Origin of the sequence: Streptomyces sp. NP-1717 (genome assembly GCF_022695985.1) — a bacterium.
In the GTDB taxonomy this organism is placed as follows: Bacteria; Actinomycetota; Actinomycetes; order Streptomycetales; family Streptomycetaceae; genus Streptomyces.
The window spans coordinates 23890-40123 of the sequence record NZ_JAAPBF010000026.1 but is presented as its reverse complement, the minus strand read 5'-3'; the positions used below and the strand labels follow the sequence as shown (position 1 = coordinate 40123).

17 protein-coding genes are annotated in these 16234 nt (G+C 71.9%); 10 read left to right on the top strand and 7 right to left on the bottom strand.

The genetic code is table 11. The annotated features are described in order from the left end of the window. Positions 1 to 13: 13 nt before the first annotated feature. On the bottom strand, positions 14 to 814 hold the full coding sequence (locus GXP76_RS08565) for an enoyl-CoA hydratase/isomerase family protein (protein ID WP_242570832.1): 801 nt from the start codon (positions 812 to 814) through the stop codon (positions 14 to 16). A gap of 324 nt (positions 815 to 1138) precedes the next feature. On the opposite strand from GXP76_RS08565, the gene GXP76_RS08560 reads away from it, so the two are divergent. Beyond that, entirely contained in the window at positions 1139 to 1306 is a 168-nt protein-coding gene (locus GXP76_RS08560) for a DUF3117 domain-containing protein (RefSeq protein WP_003966491.1), read from the top strand. Between the two features lie 133 nt (positions 1307 to 1439). Here the strand turns inward: GXP76_RS08560 and GXP76_RS08555 are convergent, their stop codons facing one another. Then, positions 1440 to 2105, bottom strand: coding sequence for an O-methyltransferase (locus GXP76_RS08555; RefSeq protein ID WP_078075229.1), 666 nt, complete (start codon positions 2103 to 2105; stop codon positions 1440 to 1442). Between the two features lie 142 nt (positions 2106 to 2247). Here GXP76_RS08555 and sigE point away from each other — a divergent pair, with 142 nt between their 5' ends. The 5 genes from sigE to GXP76_RS08530 all read left to right on the top strand — a co-directional run bounded on the left by sigE (position 2248) and on the right by GXP76_RS08530 (position 7255). After that, positions 2248 to 3006: an RNA polymerase sigma factor SigE gene (gene sigE / locus GXP76_RS08550; RefSeq protein WP_242570831.1), complete on the top strand. Its 759-nt coding sequence runs from the start codon at positions 2248 to 2250 to the stop codon at positions 3004 to 3006. Further along, entirely contained in the window at positions 3003 to 3887 is an 885-nt protein-coding gene (locus GXP76_RS08545) for a zf-HC2 domain-containing protein (RefSeq protein WP_308354119.1), read from the top strand. The genes sigE and GXP76_RS08545 overlap by 4 nt, the downstream gene beginning before the upstream one ends. A gap of 90 nt (positions 3888 to 3977) precedes the next feature. Continuing rightward, the gene (locus GXP76_RS08540) at positions 3978 to 5864 is read left to right on the top strand and encodes a S1C family serine protease (protein ID WP_242570830.1); all 1887 of its coding nucleotides are present in this window, start codon (positions 3978 to 3980) and stop codon (positions 5862 to 5864) included. Between the two features lie 126 nt (positions 5865 to 5990). Beyond that, a complete protein-coding gene (locus GXP76_RS08535) occupies positions 5991 to 6467 on the top strand; it encodes a sec-independent translocase (RefSeq protein ID WP_242570829.1) in 477 nt (158 codons plus the stop codon). A gap of 116 nt (positions 6468 to 6583) precedes the next feature. Continuing rightward, positions 6584 to 7255, top strand: a complete 672-nt coding sequence (locus tag GXP76_RS08530; protein WP_242570828.1) for a hypothetical protein — start codon at positions 6584 to 6586, stop codon at positions 7253 to 7255. 112 nt (positions 7256 to 7367) lie between these two features. Here GXP76_RS08530 and GXP76_RS08525 read toward each other — a convergent pair whose 3' ends face one another. Genes GXP76_RS08525 through GXP76_RS08515 form a run of 3 tightly spaced genes read right to left on the bottom strand, consistent with a single transcriptional unit; the run spans position 7368 to position 10434 of the window. Then, a complete protein-coding gene (locus tag GXP76_RS08525) occupies positions 7368 to 8528 on the bottom strand; it encodes an Mrp/NBP35 family ATP-binding protein (RefSeq protein WP_242570827.1) in 1161 nt (386 codons plus the stop codon). Positions 8529 to 8570: 42 nt separating this feature from the next. Continuing rightward, a complete protein-coding gene (locus tag GXP76_RS08520) occupies positions 8571 to 9128 on the bottom strand; it encodes a DUF1003 domain-containing protein (RefSeq protein ID WP_277993141.1) in 558 nt (185 codons plus the stop codon). Positions 9129 to 9162: 34 nt separating this feature from the next. After that, entirely contained in the window at positions 9163 to 10434 is a 1272-nt protein-coding gene (locus GXP76_RS08515; protein ID WP_242570825.1) for a magnesium transporter MgtE N-terminal domain-containing protein, read from the bottom strand. Between the two features lie 244 nt (positions 10435 to 10678). On the opposite strand from GXP76_RS08515, the gene GXP76_RS08510 reads away from it, so the two are divergent. Beyond that, on the top strand, positions 10679 to 11479 hold the full coding sequence (locus GXP76_RS08510; protein ID WP_242570824.1) for a hypothetical protein: 801 nt from the start codon (positions 10679 to 10681) through the stop codon (positions 11477 to 11479). Positions 11480 to 11512: 33 nt separating this feature from the next. Here the strand turns inward: GXP76_RS08510 and GXP76_RS08505 are convergent, their stop codons facing one another. Beyond that, complete coding sequence (locus GXP76_RS08505) at positions 11513 to 12040, bottom strand: hypothetical protein (RefSeq protein WP_242570823.1); 528 nt, start codon at positions 12038 to 12040, stop codon at positions 11513 to 11515. A gap of 31 nt (positions 12041 to 12071) precedes the next feature. After that, entirely contained in the window at positions 12072 to 13187 is a 1116-nt protein-coding gene (locus tag GXP76_RS08500) for a magnesium and cobalt transport protein CorA (protein WP_242570822.1), read from the bottom strand. Positions 13188 to 13666: 479 nt separating this feature from the next. Between GXP76_RS08500 and GXP76_RS08495 the strand changes: the two genes are divergently transcribed. The 3 genes from GXP76_RS08495 (at position 13667) to GXP76_RS08485 (ending at position 16129) form a co-directional block, all read left to right on the top strand. Then, complete coding sequence (locus GXP76_RS08495) at positions 13667 to 14293, top strand: suppressor of fused domain protein (protein WP_242570821.1); 627 nt, start codon at positions 13667 to 13669, stop codon at positions 14291 to 14293. A 216-nt stretch (positions 14294 to 14509) separates the two neighbouring features. Continuing rightward, positions 14510 to 15148, top strand: coding sequence for a DUF6758 family protein (locus GXP76_RS08490; protein ID WP_242570820.1), 639 nt, complete (start codon positions 14510 to 14512; stop codon positions 15146 to 15148). A 111-nt stretch (positions 15149 to 15259) separates the two neighbouring features. Continuing rightward, a complete protein-coding gene (locus GXP76_RS08485) occupies positions 15260 to 16129 on the top strand; it encodes a PHP domain-containing protein (protein ID WP_242570819.1) in 870 nt (289 codons plus the stop codon). Positions 16130 to 16234 lie beyond the last annotated feature (105 nt).

The following is a 16234-nucleotide window of genomic DNA, read 5'->3' as shown; positions in this document are numbered from 1 at the left end:
CGGGACAGGCGCCTCAGCGGCCCACGTAGCGGGGCTTCTCCTTGTCGAGGAAGGACTGGACCGCGATGCCGTGGTCCTGCGACGCGCCCGCCCGGTTCTGGAGTTCGCCCTCCTTCTCCAGCGTCTCGGCCAGCGAGTGGCCGGCGCCGTAGGCCAGGGACTCCTTCAGCGCCGCGTACGCCAGCGTGGGGCCCTGTGCGAGGGTGCGCGCGACCGTCGCCGCCTCGGCCGCGAGATCGGCCGCCGGCACCAGCTTGTTGACGATCCCCAGCTCCAGCGCCCGCTCCGCCGTGATCGACCGCGGGAACATCAGCAGATCGGCCGCCCTGCTCTGTCCGATCAGCCGGGGCAGTGTCCACGACACGCCGGAGTCGGCCGTCAGCGCCACGCCCGCGAACGAGGTGTTGAAGGAGGCCGTGTCGGCGACGACCCGGTAGTCGCAGGCGAGCGCGAAACCGAGGCCCGCCCCCGCCGCGACCCCGTTGACCCCGGCGACGACCGGCTTCGGCATCTCGGTCAGGGCCCGCACGATGGGGTTGTAGTGCTCGCGCACGGTGCTCATGGTCCCGCCGCTGCCGTCGGCGGCGTCAGCCGCCAGCAGGGCGACGTGCTCCTTCAGGTCCTGTCCCACACAGAAGGCCCGCCCGGTGGCGGTGAGGAGCACGGCCCGTACGGCGGAGTCGTCGGCGGCGGTACGCAGCGCGTCCCGCAGAGCGACCTTCGCCGCGACGTTCAGCGCGTTCATGGCCTCGGGCCGGTTGATCGTGACGGTCGCGAGCCCGTCGCTCACCTCGTACAGCACCGTGTCGGCCATGATCGGATCTCCTCTGCGAATCTGACTGCCTGTCCGCTGTCCTGTCCGGCCCCAGCATGGCGGAGATCACCGCAGGCCGGCATGTGACCTGCGTCAAACAATCCACGGCCGCGCGGCCGTGAACGGCGGCGCAGTATCGCAGGCGGATCGCCGAATTGAGTCGTTTTGAGAGAGCGCGTTGCGCAAGCGATGCCGTCCGATGTTGGTCATCGGGTCCCGCCATGCGGGATAATGGCCTGGAAGCAATGTGTTCGATGCCGGTGACACAGCGCCTGTCATGGGGCCGCCGGCTGCGATGAGCTGGTTTCAGGAAGGGGAACGAGCATGGCGGCCATGAAGCCGCGGACGGGCGACGGCCCGCTCGAGGTGACCAAGGAGGGGCGGGGCATCGTCATGCGCGTTCCGCTCGAAGGCGGCGGTCGGCTGGTCGTCGAGCTGACCCCCGACGAGGCGGATGCGCTGGGCGACGCCCTGAAGAAGGTCGTCGGCTGACGCGGACAGAACGCGCACTCATGCCGCCCCGCCACGGACACACCTCCGCGGCGGGGCGGCTTCATGCGGTCGCCGGCCCGCCGGGGCCGGACTCGCGGAGCGGGGCCGGAGCTCGGGGACGCGGCCCGGCCGGTCAGCGGCGTACGGCGCAGAGCAGCCCGTCGCCCACCGGCAGCAGTGACGGCAGCAGCTCGTCCTGCATCTCACGGACCGTGCGCAGCAGCTCCCGCAGCCGGAGCACCTCGTGCGGCTGCGCCGCCGAGTCGACCGTACGGCCGTCGGCGAAGACACCCTCGAAGCACACCAGCCCGCCGGGCCGCAGCAGGCGCAACGATTCAGCGAGATAGTCCAGGCACTCCAGCCGGTCACCGTCGCAGAAGACGAGGTCGTACCCGCCGTCGGCGAGCCGGGGAAGCACGTCGCGGGCCCGGCCGGGAATGAACCGCGCGCGGTTGTTGGTGAACCCGGCCGCGCGGAACGCCTCGCGGGCGAACTGCTGCCGCTCGGGTTCGGTGTCGACCGTGGTCAGTACGCCGTCGGGCCGCATTCCGTTGAGGAGATAGATCCCGGAGACCCCGGTACCCGTACCGATCTCCGCGACCGCCTTGGCGTCCGCCGTGGCGGCAAGCAGACGAAGCGCGGCGCCCGTGCCCGGTGACACGGAGCGGAGCCCCATGTCCCGGGCCCTGTCGCGGGCCCAGCGCAGTGCCTCGTCCTCGGCGACAAAAGCGTCGGCGAACGCCCAGCTTGTCTGCCGGTTGGCGGTAATGACCCTCTCCTGTCCCCGTAGTTGGCGCACCGGTGACTGTATCCGCTGGACTCGGGAACCCGCTGATGGGACCGGGCGTTATGAAGGGGTGGGGGAACACATGGATGAAGACCTGGGACCAGGCGCAAATTCAGGCAAAGATTCTTATCCGGAGCTAACGGGCGAGGTAGCTATGGTAGGTGCTCCGCTGGACACCACCAGAGTCGATAGGGGAGGTGCGGCTGCGCCTGCGGATCGGGGAGGAGCGTTCAAGCGCTTTCTCAGGTCGGCCGGTGAGCCGAAATCCGTGACCAACTTCGCTGACCGTTCTCGCTCGACCGACTCCGCAGTTACGGCGACCTTCGCATCGGATGCGGAATCGCAGGCGTGGACGCCTCCCACCTGGGAGGAGATCGTCAGCACGCACAGCGCCCGCGTGTACCGCCTGGCGTACCGTCTCACGGGCAACCAGCACGACGCCGAGGATCTGACCCAGGAAGTCTTCGTCCGGGTCTTCAGGTCCCTGTCGACGTACACGCCCGGCACGTTCGAGGGCTGGCTCCACCGCATCACCACCAATCTCTTCCTGGACATGGTCCGCCGCAAGCAGCGGATCCGTTTCGACGCGCTCGGTGACGACGCGGCGGAGCGCCTCCCCAGCCGTGAGCCCTCACCGCAGCAGGTCTTCCACGACACCCACTTCGACGCGGACGTGCAGCAGGCTCTGGACACCCTCGCCCCCGAATTCCGGGCCGCGGTCGTCCTGTGCGACATCGAAGGACTGTCGTACGAGGAGATCGCCGCCACCCTCGGCGTGAAGCTCGGCACGGTGCGCAGCCGGATCCACCGCGGCCGCTCCCACCTGCGCAAGGCCCTCTCGCACCGTTCTCCCGAGGCTCGGGCCGAGCAGCGCACGTTCGCGGGCGTGGCCGGGGAGGGCGGAGTCGCGTGAGTGGAACAGGACCGACCCCCGCGGAGCAGCACCTGGGGGACCGGCTCGCCGCCCTGGTGGACGGGGAGCTCGGTCACGACGCCCGGGAGCGTGTGCTGGCGCACCTCGCGACCTGCGCCAAGTGCAAGGCGGAGGCCGACGCCCAGCGCAGGCTGAAGAACGCGTTCGCGCAGTCGGCGCCGCCGCCGCTGTCCGAAGGGTTTCTCGCCCGGCTCCAGGGTCTGCCCGGTGGATCGTCCGAGCGGGACGGGGACGGGACCCCCGGCCCGTTCGACGGATCGGCGTTCGGCGGCGGTGTCTTCGGCGTACGGAGCGACGCTTTCGGATACGACCCGGCCGGCGCCCACGCCTCCCCCCTGCGCGGCGGTCGCTCCGGCTCCGGCGCGGGCTTCAGGATCCACGAGGTGGGGCGCGCGGAGGCCGAGCGCTCACCCTGGCGCGGCCGGAGGTTCGCCTTCGCCGCCGCGAGCGCGGTGTCGTTCGCCGCGATGGCGCTGGGCGGCGCGCTGCCCATGGGCGCCACGGCCGACACGGCCGCGCGCGGAGCCGGCGGCAACACCATCACACCGCTGACCAGGGCCACCACACCGCCCGGCAGCGGCACACGGGGCAGGCAGGGCGGCGAGCAGGGGGCCATTCTTCCCCAGTCGGTCGACAACGCGCGCGTACTCGCTCCGGGCACGACGCCGGCGCCGTTCACCCCCCACCCGTTCCAGTCGGCGGTTCTCAACCACTTCCCGGCGGCGCCGTTGATACGTCCCACGGGCACGGCGTTCCAGCTGGCGGCGAACCCCGGACTGACCACACCCACCGCCACGCCCGACCCCACCCACCTCGCCGCGCCCACGCAGTCCGGCGTGCCGCTTTCGCGGCCTCGGTGACGGGGTCCCTGCGCGGACATTCGTAAACCTGGTTGAATCCCTGCACGGGTGCCCTTGTCGGGGCACGGACGAGGCAGGTGCGGGGAGAGCATGGACGACGGGAAGCCCACCGGACCCAAGGCGAAGTGGTGGAGCCGCCCGGCATCGGGACGCGCGATACCGCCGGAGCCCGACGAGGCGCAGCGCCGGAACACGGAGGAGACGACGGAACCGTCGCCGGTCACCGACGAAGTCCCCCCGGGTGCCGGCGGCGCGTCCGTTCCCGAACCGGCCGCCCCGGAAGCGGCCGAAGGACGGCGGGCCCACGGCGAGCCCCTCGACAGCGTCCCGGAGCGGGCCTCCGAGCCGGACCGGGACTCCGATGACCATCTGCTCGCCCCGCCCGAGCGCGCTCCCGCCGCCGTGAGCGCCGCCCCGGAGCCGCAGGGCCGGCCGCAGCCGCTGCACGAGCCCGACCCGTACAGCACACCGCCCTACGGCGGCCCCGGACCGTGGGCGCCCGCGCCGCCGGTCCAGCGGCCGGTGCCCACCCCGGCGCAGGGCACGCCCATTCCGCCGCAGCACTACACCGGCCCGGCCGCCCCCGGCCAGCCGCAGCCGCAGCCGCACGCCCAGCCGCAGCCCCACCAGACGTCCGGATACGGCGTGCCGGCGCAGGCGGCCCAGCAGCCGATGCCGCAGCCCATGCCCTCGCCGCAGACGCAGACCCACCCGCAGCCTCTCGCGCACCCGCAGGCGGGGTCCCAGCAGCCTCCCCCGCCCCAGGACGGGCAGCCGCAGCCCACCCAGTGGCTCCAGTACGACCCCTGGAGCGCCCCCGGGCAGCAGCAGCCGCTGGCCTACCCCGACCTCGGCGACTCCCGGAAGAAGAAGCGCCGGGGCGTCGGACTCGTCGGCGCCCTGGCACTCGCGCTCTGCGCCGCCGTCATCGGCGGGGGCGTCGGCGCGTACGTCGAGCGCAACGGCGGCCTCACCAGCGTCGAACTGCCCCAGGCGGGCACCGACGGCGGCGGCCGGCCGGCCGACAGCGTCGCCGGGATCGCCTCCAGCGCCCTGCCGAGCGTGGTCACCCTCCATGTCAGCGGCGGCGGCGAGCAGGGCACCGGCACCGGATTCGTCCTGGACCGCAAGGGCCACATCCTGACGAACAATCATGTCGTCGACCCGGCCGGTGAGTCCGGCGACATCTCGATCACCTTCAGCGGCGGCGAGACCGCCAAGGCGAAGCTCGTCGGCAAGGACAGCGGCTACGACCTGGCCGTGGTGAAGGTCACCGGAGTCTCCGGGCTCAAGCCGCTGCCCCTCGGCAACTCCGACAACGTCCAGGTCGGCGACCCGGTCGTGGCCATCGGCGCGCCCTTCGACCTCCAGAACACCGTCACCGCGGGCATCATCAGCGCCAAGGAGCGCCCGATCACCGCCGGCGGCGAGAAGGGCGACGGAAGCGACATCAGCTACGTCGACGCCCTCCAGACCGACGCGCCGATCAACCCCGGCAACTCCGGTGGCCCGCTGGTGAATTCCAAGGCACAGGTCATCGGCATCAACAGCGCGATCCGCGGCGCGGACGGCGGCGGCGCGCCGGACGGAGCCCAGGCCGGCTCCATCGGGCTCGGCTTCGCCATACCGATCAACCAGGGCAAGCGCGTCGCCGAGGAGCTGATCAACACGGGCAAGGCGTCGCACCCCGTGATCGGTGTCACGCTCGACATGGAGTACACGGGCGACGGCGCCAAGGTCGGCGCCAAGAGCGCCGAGGGCGGACCGGCCGTGGAGGAAGGCGGCCCGGCCGCGAAGGCGGGCATCAGGACCGGCGACATCATCACCGAGGTGGACGGCCAGCGCGTGCACAGCGGCGAGGAGCTGATCGTGAAGATCCGTTCGCACCGCCCCGGTGACGAGCTGGACCTGACCCTGATCCGCGGAGGTAAAGAGCAGACCATGACTCTGGTCCTCGGAAGTGCGGAGGGCAGGTGAGTGTCGAATGAAGGTACCGTCCGGCCAGGTCCGCCGGGTACCGTGGAGCGGCCCGGGCCTTGACCCACCACAGGCCAGGCCGACGAGGTCCCGCCTGCGGGCACGGAGAACACGAGGAGCAGCAAGGTGTTCAATGACATAGGCGCGCTTGAGCTGGTGACGCTCGTGGTCCTCGCCGTGCTCGTCTTCGGCCCGGACAAGCTGCCCAAGGTCATTCAGGACGTGTCCCGTTTCATCCGCAAGGTGCGCGAGTTCTCCGACAACGCCAAGGAGGACATCCGCTCCGAGCTGGGGCCGGAGTTCAAGGACTTCGACTTCGAGGACCTCAACCCCAAGAAGTTCGTGCGCAAGCAGCTGGCGGAGCACGAGGACGACCTGGGGCTGAAGGAGATCCGCGGCAGCTTCAACCTCAAGAAGGAGATCAACGACGTCGCCGACTCGGTCCACGGCAGGGACAGCGACACCGGCGGGAGCGACACCGCCGGGACCGCTGCCGTGCCGCCGAGCCTGACGAAGAGCCCGTCCGGCACCTCTGACCTGCTCAAGAAGCAGGAGAAGCCCCAGCAGGCCGATCGTCCGCCTTTCGACGCAGACGCCACCTGAGGCCCACCCTGCCCGGCGAGCCGGTAACGGGTGGCTATCCTCCATCTGTCCGGTAGTGAGACGTCCGTGAGGGCGGGCCGCTCCGGACCCCGAGATGGAGGAGGCGGTCCGGACCGATGGAGACGACGAGTCGGGCAGGAGCCCGGAGCACGGCCGGCGGCGCGCCGGGCAGCAGGCGCGCGGTCGAGGGCTATCTGCGGGCGACCTTCCCCTGGTACGGACTGGACGACGCGTTCACCGGCCCACGGTGGCTCATGCAGGTGGGGACCGCGGCGGACGACACCGTGCAGCACGGTTCCACGGGACACGGCGACGAGCCGTCGATAAGACCGGAGGCGCCGGGCGCGGAGAAGGAGCGCTTCGCGGCGGTCGTCACGGTCGCCGCGAGCCCCGTACGGCGCAGCGGTGACGGTACGGGGGTTCTCGACGCCACGACGGTGTCATCGGCGGCCTGGCTGGCCGGTTCGGGGCTGCTGGTGTCGACCTGGCCCGCGCAGCTCGACCACTCGCTGCGTGACGACTGGCTGGACCAGCAGACCGAGACGGCCTTCGAGCTGGCCGACGATCTCAACGGCTCCGCCTGGTCGGTGCTCTCGCTGCCGGTGGACGGTGTGCCGACGCCGTTCCACTATCGCGAATCCGAATTCGGCTGGGTGCTCGCGGGCTCGACGGGCCCGGCCGGCGCGGCCGGGGACGGCGTGCACATCGGCGCGTACGGGCGGGGCATGAGCGCCTACGGCCTCGGCTTCTCGGTGATCGAGGACATCAGGTCGTACGCGGCCGAGTAGCCCGGTGGCCCAGTGGCCGGACGGCCCCGTTCACCGGGGCGGCCCGGTCGGCGGTGTGCCCTGGTGCGCGGGACGGACTCACCGAGTCCCGCGCACCGGGGCACCGTCCGTCTCAGAACTTGTTGCGCGGCGTCAGCCCCAGCGTCATGCCCGCCAGACCACGCTGGCGCCCGCCCAGCTTGCCGGCGATGGACCGCAGCGCCGCACCCGCGGGGGAGTCGGGGTCGGAGAGCACGACCGGCCTGCCGTCGTCGCCGCCCTCCCGGAGCCGTACGTCGATCGGGATCGCGCCGAGCACCGGTACCGAGGCGCCGGTCGTCTTCGTCAGGCCGTCGGCGACCCGCTGGCCGCCGCCAGTCCCGAAGACGTCGATCATCTCGTCGCAGTGCGGGCAGGGCAGGCCCGACATGTTCTCGACCACGCCGACGATCTTCTGATGGGTCTGTACGGCGATGGAGCCGGCCCGCTCGGCGACCTCGGCGGCGGCCTGCTGCGGCGTGGTGACCACCAGGATCTCGGCGTTCGGCACGAGCTGCGCCACCGAGATCGCGATGTCGCCCGTCCCCGGCGGCAGGTCCAGCAGCAGCACGTCCAGATCGCCCCAGTACACATCGGCGAGGAACTGCTGGAGCGCGCGGTGCAGCATCGGTCCGCGCCAGACCACCGGCGAGTTGCCGGGCGTGAACATGCCGATCGAGATGACCTTCACGCCGTGCGCCGACGGCGGCATGATCATGTTCTCGACCTGGGTGGGACTGCCGTCCGCGCCCAGCATGCGCGGCACGCTGTGCCCGTAGATGTCCGCGTCGACGACGCCGACCTTCAGGCCGTCGGCCGCCATCGCCGCCGCCAGGTTGACCGTCACCGACGACTTGCCGACGCCGCCCTTGCCCGAGGCGACCGCGTACACCCGGGTCAGCGAGCCCGGCTTGGCGAAGGGCACCTCGCGCTCGGCCGCACCGCCGCGCAGCGACGCGGCGAGTTCCTTGCGCTGCTCGTCGCTCATCACGTCGAGCGTGACATCGACGCGGGTGACGCCCGCGACCGAGGCGACGGCCTCCGTCACATTGGTGGTGATCGTGTCGCGCATGGGGCAGCCGGACACCGTGAGATAGACCGTGACGGCCACCGCGCCGTCCGGTGCGATGTCGACGGATTTGACCATGCCGAGGTCGGTGATCGGCCGGTGGATCTCGGGGTCGTTCACCGTCGCCAGTGCTGCGCGCACCGCGTCCTCCGCGGGGGCGACGGTTCCGTGCGTGTCGGTAGCCATACGGAGATGGTACGGCGCCGCGCGCACGCCCCGGAAAGCGCGTCAGTGCTCGGAACGGTCTGATTCGTCACGTCCGCGTGGCGGCTCCGCAGGCGGCAGGACCTGCTGTTCGGCGAGGTCCCGCACCAGGTCCTGAAGCTCCGAGCGGATCCAGTCGCGGGTGGCGACCTCGCCGAGCCCGATCCGCAGCGAGGCGATCTCGCGGGTCAGGTACTCGGTGTCGGCGATGGAGCGCTCGTTCTGCTTGCGCTCCTGCTCCTGGGTGACCCGGTCCCGGTCGTCCTGGCGGTTCTGTGCCAGCAGGATCAACGGGGCCGCGTACGAGGCCTGGAGGGACAGCGCCAGCGTCAGGAAGATGAACGGGTACTCGTCGAAGCGCAGCACCGGCGGCGCGAAGATGTTCCACAGCACCCACAGGATGATGACCAGCGTCATCAGGACGATGAAGCGTCCCGTGCCGAGGAACCGCGCGATGCGCTCCGACAGCCGGGCGAACGCCTCAGGGTCGTAGTCCGGCAGCAGTCTGCGCCTCGGCGCGCGCGGCTGGTCGAGCCGTCCGCGCGGCCCACGCGCCACGGCGCTCGCTCCCGTGGCCGCCAGGCCCCGTTCCCTCGCCGCGTCCTTCTCCGCCCGCTCAGCGCCCACTCGCGGCCTCCGCCAGGCCGTACCCGGTCTCGCGCCAGTCGTCGGGCAGCAGGTGGTCCAGGACGTCGTCGACGGTCACGGCGCCGAGCAGCGACCCGCTCTCGTCCACGACCGGCGCGGCCACCATGTTGTACGCGGCGAGGTAGCCCGTGATCTGGGGCAGCGGCGTATCGGGTGCCAGGGGCGGCAGGTCGCTCTCGACGATCGAACCGACCAGCGTGAACGGCGGGTCCCGCAGCAGCCGTTGGAAGTGCACCGTGCCCAGGTACTTGCCCGTCGGCGTCTCGTCCGGCGCCCGGCACACGTAGACCTGCGCGGCCAGCGCGGGCGAGAGATCCTGCCGGCGCACCCGCGCCAGCGCGTCCGCGACGGTCGCGTCCGGCCGCAGCACGATCGGCTCGGTCGTCATCAGACCGCCCGCCGTCCGTTCCTCGTACGCCAGCAGCCGACGCACGTCGGCGGCGTCGCCGGGCCGCATCAGCGCCAGCAGCCGCTCCTTGTCGTCCTCGGGCAGTTCGGAGAGCAGGTCGGCCGCGTCGTCCGGGTCCATCGCCTCCAGGACGTCCGCGGCCCGGTCGTCCTCCAGCTTGCCGAGGATCTCCACCTGATCGTCCTCGGGCAGTTCCTCCAGGACGTCGGCGAGCCGGTCGTCGTCGAGGGCGGCGGCCACCTCGGCGCGCCGCTTCGGCGTCAGATGGTGCATCACATTGGCCAGGTCGGCGGGGCGCAGCCGCTCGAAGGTCGCCACGAGACTCTCCGCGCCCTGGCTGTCCTCCTCCAGCGTGAAGCCGGTGACGGCGGACCAGTCGACGGTCAGCGCCTCGCCGCGCCGCCGCAGCGCGCCGCCCCTGCCGCGCCGGACGAAGACCTTCCCGATCTCCCACTCGCGGCGGGCCGGCAACTGCTGGACGGCGACGTCGAGGACGGTCACCTCCTCGCCGTTCTCCACGAGCTGTACGCGGCGGTCCAGCAGTTCGCCCAGGACCAGGCGCTCGGTGGGGCGCTGTTCGAACCGTCGCATGTTGACCACGCCCGTCGTGATCACCTGGCCGGAGGCGACACCGGTGATGCGCGTCATGGGCAGGAAGATCCGCCGCCGGCTGAGCACTTCGACGACCATGCCGAGCACCCGGGGCGGCCGGCCGCCGACGCGCAGCATCGCCACGAGATCGCGTACCCGTCCGACCTGGTCACCGTTGGGGTCGAAGACCGGCACACCGGCGAGATGCGAGACGAACACCCGGGAAGCGCCCGACGCCATGATGCGCACCTCCTCGCCCGCGACTGTCCCTGCCGTGCCCTGTCCTGTTCCGCGGTCCGGCCCCGCCCGCGGCCTTGCCGTGAGTGTCCCCGTATCGACCGCGACAACGGGTTCAGGCTAGCCCGTACCGCTCCGTGCCGCCCTGGCGGATCCGTCCGTACGGTACGGGCGATGCGCGGCCGGGGCTCGTTGTCGAGGGGCACGGTCGGCACGGGTACGCTGCGGTCTGCCGTCCCCGTCACGTATGAGAGGCAGTGCGTTCGTGACCCTTCTTCGGTCCTCCGCCCGACTTCGCCGGGCCGCGGTCCCCCTCGCTCTCTGTATCGGGATGACAGTCGCGCTCACCGCGTGCGGGGGCGACGAGGATCCGGACGCGGGCACCAACGGCGTCGGCAGACTGACGCCCGCCGGGATCGAGAAGAAGGCGAAGGCCGCCGCCGAGAGCGCGGACGCCGTGCGCCTGTCGGGCACGCTCGTCACCGACGGGCAGACGTACAAGCTCAACATGTCTCTCAAGGAGGCGGGCGGGACCGGATCGGTCAGCTCCAAGACCGGCGGCACGTTCGAACTGCTGCGCGTCGAGGACGAGCTGTTCCTGAAGGCGGACGCCGCATTCTGGAGCCACGCGGACGGCAAGGGCGGCGACGGCGGTACGGACACCCCGCCCAGCAAGGCCGACGCGGAGGCGGCGGAGAAGCTCGGTGACAAGTACGTGAAGGTCCCGGAGGAGGACCCGGCGTACAAGCAGCTGCGGGGCTTCACCGACAAGAGCGTGCTGCTCGACGGGCTGCTGGGGCTGCACGGCAAGCGCGGCAAGGGCGACCGGGCGGAGATCGGCGGCATACGCACCATCGAGGTCAACGGCAGCGAGGGCGCGGGCGGGTCACTGAGGGTGTCGCTGGAAGGTACGCCGTACCCGCTGCAACTGGCGCGCGCGGGCGGCGCCGGGACGCTCACACTCACCGACTGGGGCAAGGACTTTCCCCTGAACGCGCCCGCCAAGGGCGAGACGGTGGACTACGGCAGCACGCTGCCGAGCACCTGACCCGGCCCGGCGGTCCGCTCGCCGGGCCCGCCCTCAGTCCTTCTTCTTCGCGCGCTTGAACAGCAGACGCGGCACGGCCGCCGGGGCGGGCCTGCGCGTCGTCGCCGATGTCGGCAGCGGCGCCGCCGCCTGCGAGTCCTGCGGCATGTCGGTGATCGCGTCGAGCGGCTCCAGGCGCAGCACCCGCGACTCGCGCGCCCAGCGCTCCGTCATGTCGTCGAAGTCCGGCGCGTTCAGCCGCTTGCCCTTCAGCTCCGCGACGGCCGCCTCCCACGCCTCCGTGCGAGGAGCGAGTTCGGTGACCGAGGCGGTCCAGGCCACCAGCCGCCCGCCCTTGTCCTTGCTCCGTACGGTCACGTCGGCGGTGGCGCCGTCCACGAGCCCGGGCAGGGGCTGCTCACCGCCGCCGTCCCCGACGATCAGCGCGGCGCCGTCGGCCCACACGTGCCACAGGGCACGGGCGGGGCCGCCCGCCCGCACCCAGATGAGGCCGGACTTCTTGGTGGCCTCCTCGACGAGCGCCTTGCCGAGGAGCGGGGAGCCGGGGGCGGTTTCTGTCATGTCCCGCAGCCTAAGGCGTCACCCGGCGGCCCTACAGCCACCCGTTGCGCTTGAGCATCCGGTGGATCGTGAGACAGACGACCGCGATGCCGCCGAGCACCATCGGGTAGCCGTACCTCCACTCGAGTTCGGGCATGTGCTCGAAGTTCATGCCGTAGACACCGCAGACGGCCGTCGGTACGGCGATGATCGCCGCCCAGGACGTAATCTTGCGCATGTCCTCGTTCTGCGCGACCGTCGCCTGCGCCAGATTGGCCTGGAGGATCGAGTTCAGCAGTTCGTCGAAGCCGACGACCTCCTCGTGCACCCGGGCCAGATGGTCCGCGACGTCCCGGAAGTACTTCTGCACGTCGGGTTCGACCAACCGCATCGGACGCTCGCTCAGCAGCTGCATCGGGCGCAGCAGCGGCGCCACCGCCCGCTTGAACTCCAGCACCTCACGCTTGAGCTGGTAGATCCGCCCCGCGTCCGAACCGCGCGGGCTGCCCTTCGCGGGCGCCGAGAACACATCGATCTCGACCTCGTCGATGTCGTCCTGCACGGCGGCGGCCACCGCGATGTAGCCGTCGACGACATGGTCGGCGATGGCGTGCAGGACGGACGACGGCCCTTTGGCGAGCAGCTCGCTGTCGTCCTCCAGCCGGTGCCGCAGCGCGCGCAGCGAGCCCTTGCCGCCGTGCCGCACGGTGATGACGAAGTTCTGGCCGGTGAAGCACATGACCTCGCCGGTCTCCACGACCTCGCTGGTCGCGGTGAGTTCGGCGTGCTCGACGTAGTGGATGGTCTTGAAGACGGCGAAGAGGGTGTCGTCGTACCGCTCCAGCTTGGGCCGCTGGTGGGCGTGGACGGCGTCCTCGACGGCGAGCGGGTGCAGCCCGAACTCGGCGGCGATACCGGCGAATTCGGCCTCGGTCGGCTCGTGGAGACCGATCCAGGCGAAGCCGCCGCCCCTGCGCACCTCCAGCATCGCCTCGTGCGGGGTCAGGCACGGCTCGTCCTTCACCCGGCGCCCGTCGCGGTAGACGGCGCAGTCGACGACGGCGCTGGAGGCCGAGGGGTCACGCGTGGAGTCGTACGTGCTGTAGGCGGTGTTGCTCTTGCGCAGGGACGGACGGACCGCCGCACGCAGGTCACGGATCATCGACATGGCTGGGCTCCTCACGGAGAGGCCGTCGGCGGGGCGTGGCACAGCCCGGAACGGGGACGTGACGCGCGTACGGGCCGGCACGCCATCGGATCGGGATGACATGCCCTGACGGGACACGACGCGGCGCGCATACGTCCGCAAAGCGGGCGGCACCGCGAGAGCGCGGTGACGGCGTTCGCTACAGACAGGTAAAAGAGAGCTGGTGCGATGCTCTTCCGTCGTGCGACGAGCCGCGGGCCTGTACGGGGCAGGGCCTCAGAGAGAGGCGGTACAGCGCGAGGAAGAGCGGCTGGTACTGGCCGGGTGACTTCGATCCACCGCAGCCCCACCTCCTCCGGCCGGTCCCCCGTAGGGGATGACGTGTGTCGGGACCGGAGAGCGACGCTTGCGCGCGCTGTCCCGACCGGCGGCCCAGACTAGCAGCCGATCCGGGCCAATTCTGTCTCTTGCCCGTTAAGACGGCGTTCTATGCTCGCGGGATGGCAGAAGTTCTCTCTCTGGTCGAGGCCCGGTTGCGTACGGCGCTCGGCGAGCCCGACTCACGCGCCGCGATGACGTTCGTGGGCACCGACCGCGTCGAGGTGCTGCGCTTCCTCGACGCGGGTGACCGTGACGAGCCGGGGGAGTCACCGGGCCCCGGGGGCGCCGTCGTGCGGTACGCCACGCTGGGGATGTCCGCGCGGCCCATGGCCGACCCCACGGTCGTCGTCGCCGACCCGCGGCGGGGCCCGCGCGCCGAACTGGTCCTGTCGGTACGCGCCGGGCTCGCCGACACCGACAAGGTGCTGCGCCCCCTCGCCGTCCTGGCCGCGTCACCCCAGGTCGAGGGCCTGGTCGTGGCGCCGGGCGCGGCCCTGGAGGTCGGCGAACCGCTGTGGCCCGGCGCGCCGTTCAGCTCCGTGCTCGTCGCGGAGTCCGGCGGCCTGGTGGCCGATCTGGAGCTGGACGCGCCGCTCGACCCCGTACGGTTCCTTCCGCTGCTCCCCATGACGCCCAACGAGGCCGCGTGGAAGCGGGTCAAGGGCGCGCAGGCACTCCAGGAGCGCTGGCTGGCGCACGGGACGGATCTGCGCGACCCGCTGCGCGGCTCGGTCCCGCTCGACTGAGTGCTGTCGTCGTGCGCCCGCCAGGATGTACGGGACCGTTCTTGGGAAGGGTCCGGGGAGACGGGGGCGTACGCGGGAGCACGGCCGGCCGCTGAACCTCGTACGCCGCCGAGAGGACTCCCCGTCTCGTACACGCCGCTGGTATTTGCCAGGGTTCTGTGCCGGACGGGTGATCGTCCTTGACGGGGCGGCGGGCGCGGAGGACCGTTGGGCGATATGAGGGGCGAACCAGGTTGCCCGAAGTGCGGTGGCCGGGTCAGGGCGCCCGGTCTCTTCGCCGACTCCTGGCAGTGCGACACACACGGCACGGTCCATCCGATGCAGCCGGTGATACCGCCCAGCGTCGAAGCCCTCGGGGTAGTGGTGAACCGCGCCAGGGTCCCCGTCTGGATGCCCTGGCCGCTCCCCGTCGGCTGGCTCTTCAGCGGTGTGGCCTACGCGGGCGACGACCGCAGCGGCGGCCGTGCCACCGTCGTGGCCTGCTCCGGGCCCGGCCCGCTCGGTGGCACGGGCGAGCTGCTGCTGGTCGCCGAGGAACTGGGCGTGGGACTCGGGGCGCGTTACGCGGGGATCGACGGACCCGACCCGGGGCCGCACATCTGCGGCGACAAGCCCCCGCACGCCAAACTGCTGGCCGCCGGCCGCCCCACCCCGCTCTGGCACGTCCCAGGCGTCCCGCCGGACCGCGCGGTCTTCGCGGGCGAGGCGCTCGGGCTGTGGCTGTGGGCGATCGTCTGGCCGGAGCAGACGGGGCTGCTCATGTACGACGAGCTGGTACTGACCGATCTGCGCGACGCGGGCGCCGAGGTGGATCTGCTGCCGTGCGGGGCCCTTTCGCAGCGCCTGCTGAGCTGACCGGGGGCCGGCCGGACCACCGGGAGGGCCGGGGCCGGGCGGCCGGGACGGCCCGCCACGCCCGTTATCCTGGAGCGTCCCCTGCCCGTCCGAGCCCCTGGAGTACGCGTCGTGCGCATCGACCTGCACACCCACTCCACCGCGTCGGACGGCACGGACACCCCGGCCGAGCTGGTACGCAACGCCGCCGCGGCCGGCCTGGACGTCGTCGCGCTCACCGATCACGACACCACCCGGGGCCACGCCGAGGCGGTCAAGACCCTCGCCGAACTCGACAGCGGACTCACCCTGGTCACCGGCGCGGAGCTCTCCTGCCGGACCGACGGTGTGAGCTTGCACATGCTGGCGTACCTCTTCGACGCCGACGAGCCCCAACTGCTGCGCGAGCGCGAACTGGTGCGCGACGACCGGGTGCCGCGCGCGCGGGCCATCGTCGCCAAGCTCCAGGAACTCGGCGCGCCGATCACCTGGGAGCAGGTCGCCCGGATCGCCGGGGACGGCTCGATCGGCCGCCCGCACATCGCGTCGGCGCTCGTCGAACTGGGCATCGTCGGCTCGGTCGACGAGGCGTTCGGCTCCCGGTGGCTCGCCGACCACGGCCGGGTGCACGTACCCCGGCACGAGCTCGACCCCTTCGACGCGATCCGGCTGGTCAAGGCCGCGGGCGGCGTCACCGTCATCGCGCATCCGCTGGCCGTGACCCGTGGCGCGGTCGTGGCGGAGGCGGCGATCGCGCGGCTGGCCGAGGCGGGGCTGGACGGCATCGAGGTCGACCACATGAACCACGACGAGTCCACCCGCGCACGGCTGCGTGGACTCGCCGCCGAGCTGGGCCTGCTCACGACCGGCTCCAGCGACTACCACGGCAGCCGCAAGACCGTCCGGCTCGGGGACTACAGCACCGACCCGGAGATCTACGGCGAGATCGTCCGGCGCGCCTCGGGCGCGTTCCCGGTGCCCGGCACGGGCGGACAGGCGTAAGCACCCCGTACTACGCCGCACCCGATCGCCCGTAACCGCTCACCCGTAACCCGTAGCCGTCCGACGGCCGCCCGGCCGCGCCTCACGTACCCCGCCGCGCGCGCG

Excerpts from the sequence above, each read along its gene's own strand:
- GXP76_RS08530 (WP_242570828.1), top strand. The coding sequence starts at position 6,584 with ATGGAGACGACGAGTCGGGCAGGAGCCCGGAGCACGGCCGGCGGCGCG.
- sigE (WP_242570831.1), top strand. The coding sequence starts at position 2,248 with ATGGTAGGTGCTCCGCTGGACACCACCAGAGTCGATAGGGGAGGTGCG.
- GXP76_RS08540 (WP_242570830.1), top strand. The coding sequence starts at position 3,978 with ATGGACGACGGGAAGCCCACCGGACCCAAGGCGAAGTGGTGGAGCCGC.
- GXP76_RS08565 (WP_242570832.1), bottom strand. The coding sequence starts at position 814 with ATGGCCGACACGGTGCTGTACGAGGTGAGCGACGGGCTCGCGACCGTC.
- GXP76_RS08515 (WP_242570825.1), bottom strand. The coding sequence starts at position 10,434 with ATGGCGTCGGGCGCTTCCCGGGTGTTCGTCTCGCATCTCGCCGGTGTG.
- GXP76_RS08510 (WP_242570824.1), top strand. The coding sequence starts at position 10,679 with ATGAGAGGCAGTGCGTTCGTGACCCTTCTTCGGTCCTCCGCCCGACTT.
- GXP76_RS08505 (WP_242570823.1), bottom strand. The coding sequence starts at position 12,040 with ATGACAGAAACCGCCCCCGGCTCCCCGCTCCTCGGCAAGGCGCTCGTC.
- GXP76_RS08495 (WP_242570821.1), top strand. The coding sequence starts at position 13,667 with ATGGCAGAAGTTCTCTCTCTGGTCGAGGCCCGGTTGCGTACGGCGCTC.
- GXP76_RS08500 (WP_242570822.1), bottom strand. The coding sequence starts at position 13,187 with ATGTCGATGATCCGTGACCTGCGTGCGGCGGTCCGTCCGTCCCTGCGC.
- GXP76_RS08525 (WP_242570827.1), bottom strand. The coding sequence starts at position 8,528 with ATGGCTACCGACACGCACGGAACCGTCGCCCCCGCGGAGGACGCGGTG.
- GXP76_RS08490 (WP_242570820.1), top strand. The coding sequence starts at position 14,510 with ATGAGGGGCGAACCAGGTTGCCCGAAGTGCGGTGGCCGGGTCAGGGCG.
- GXP76_RS08560 (WP_003966491.1), top strand. The coding sequence starts at position 1,139 with ATGGCGGCCATGAAGCCGCGGACGGGCGACGGCCCGCTCGAGGTGACC.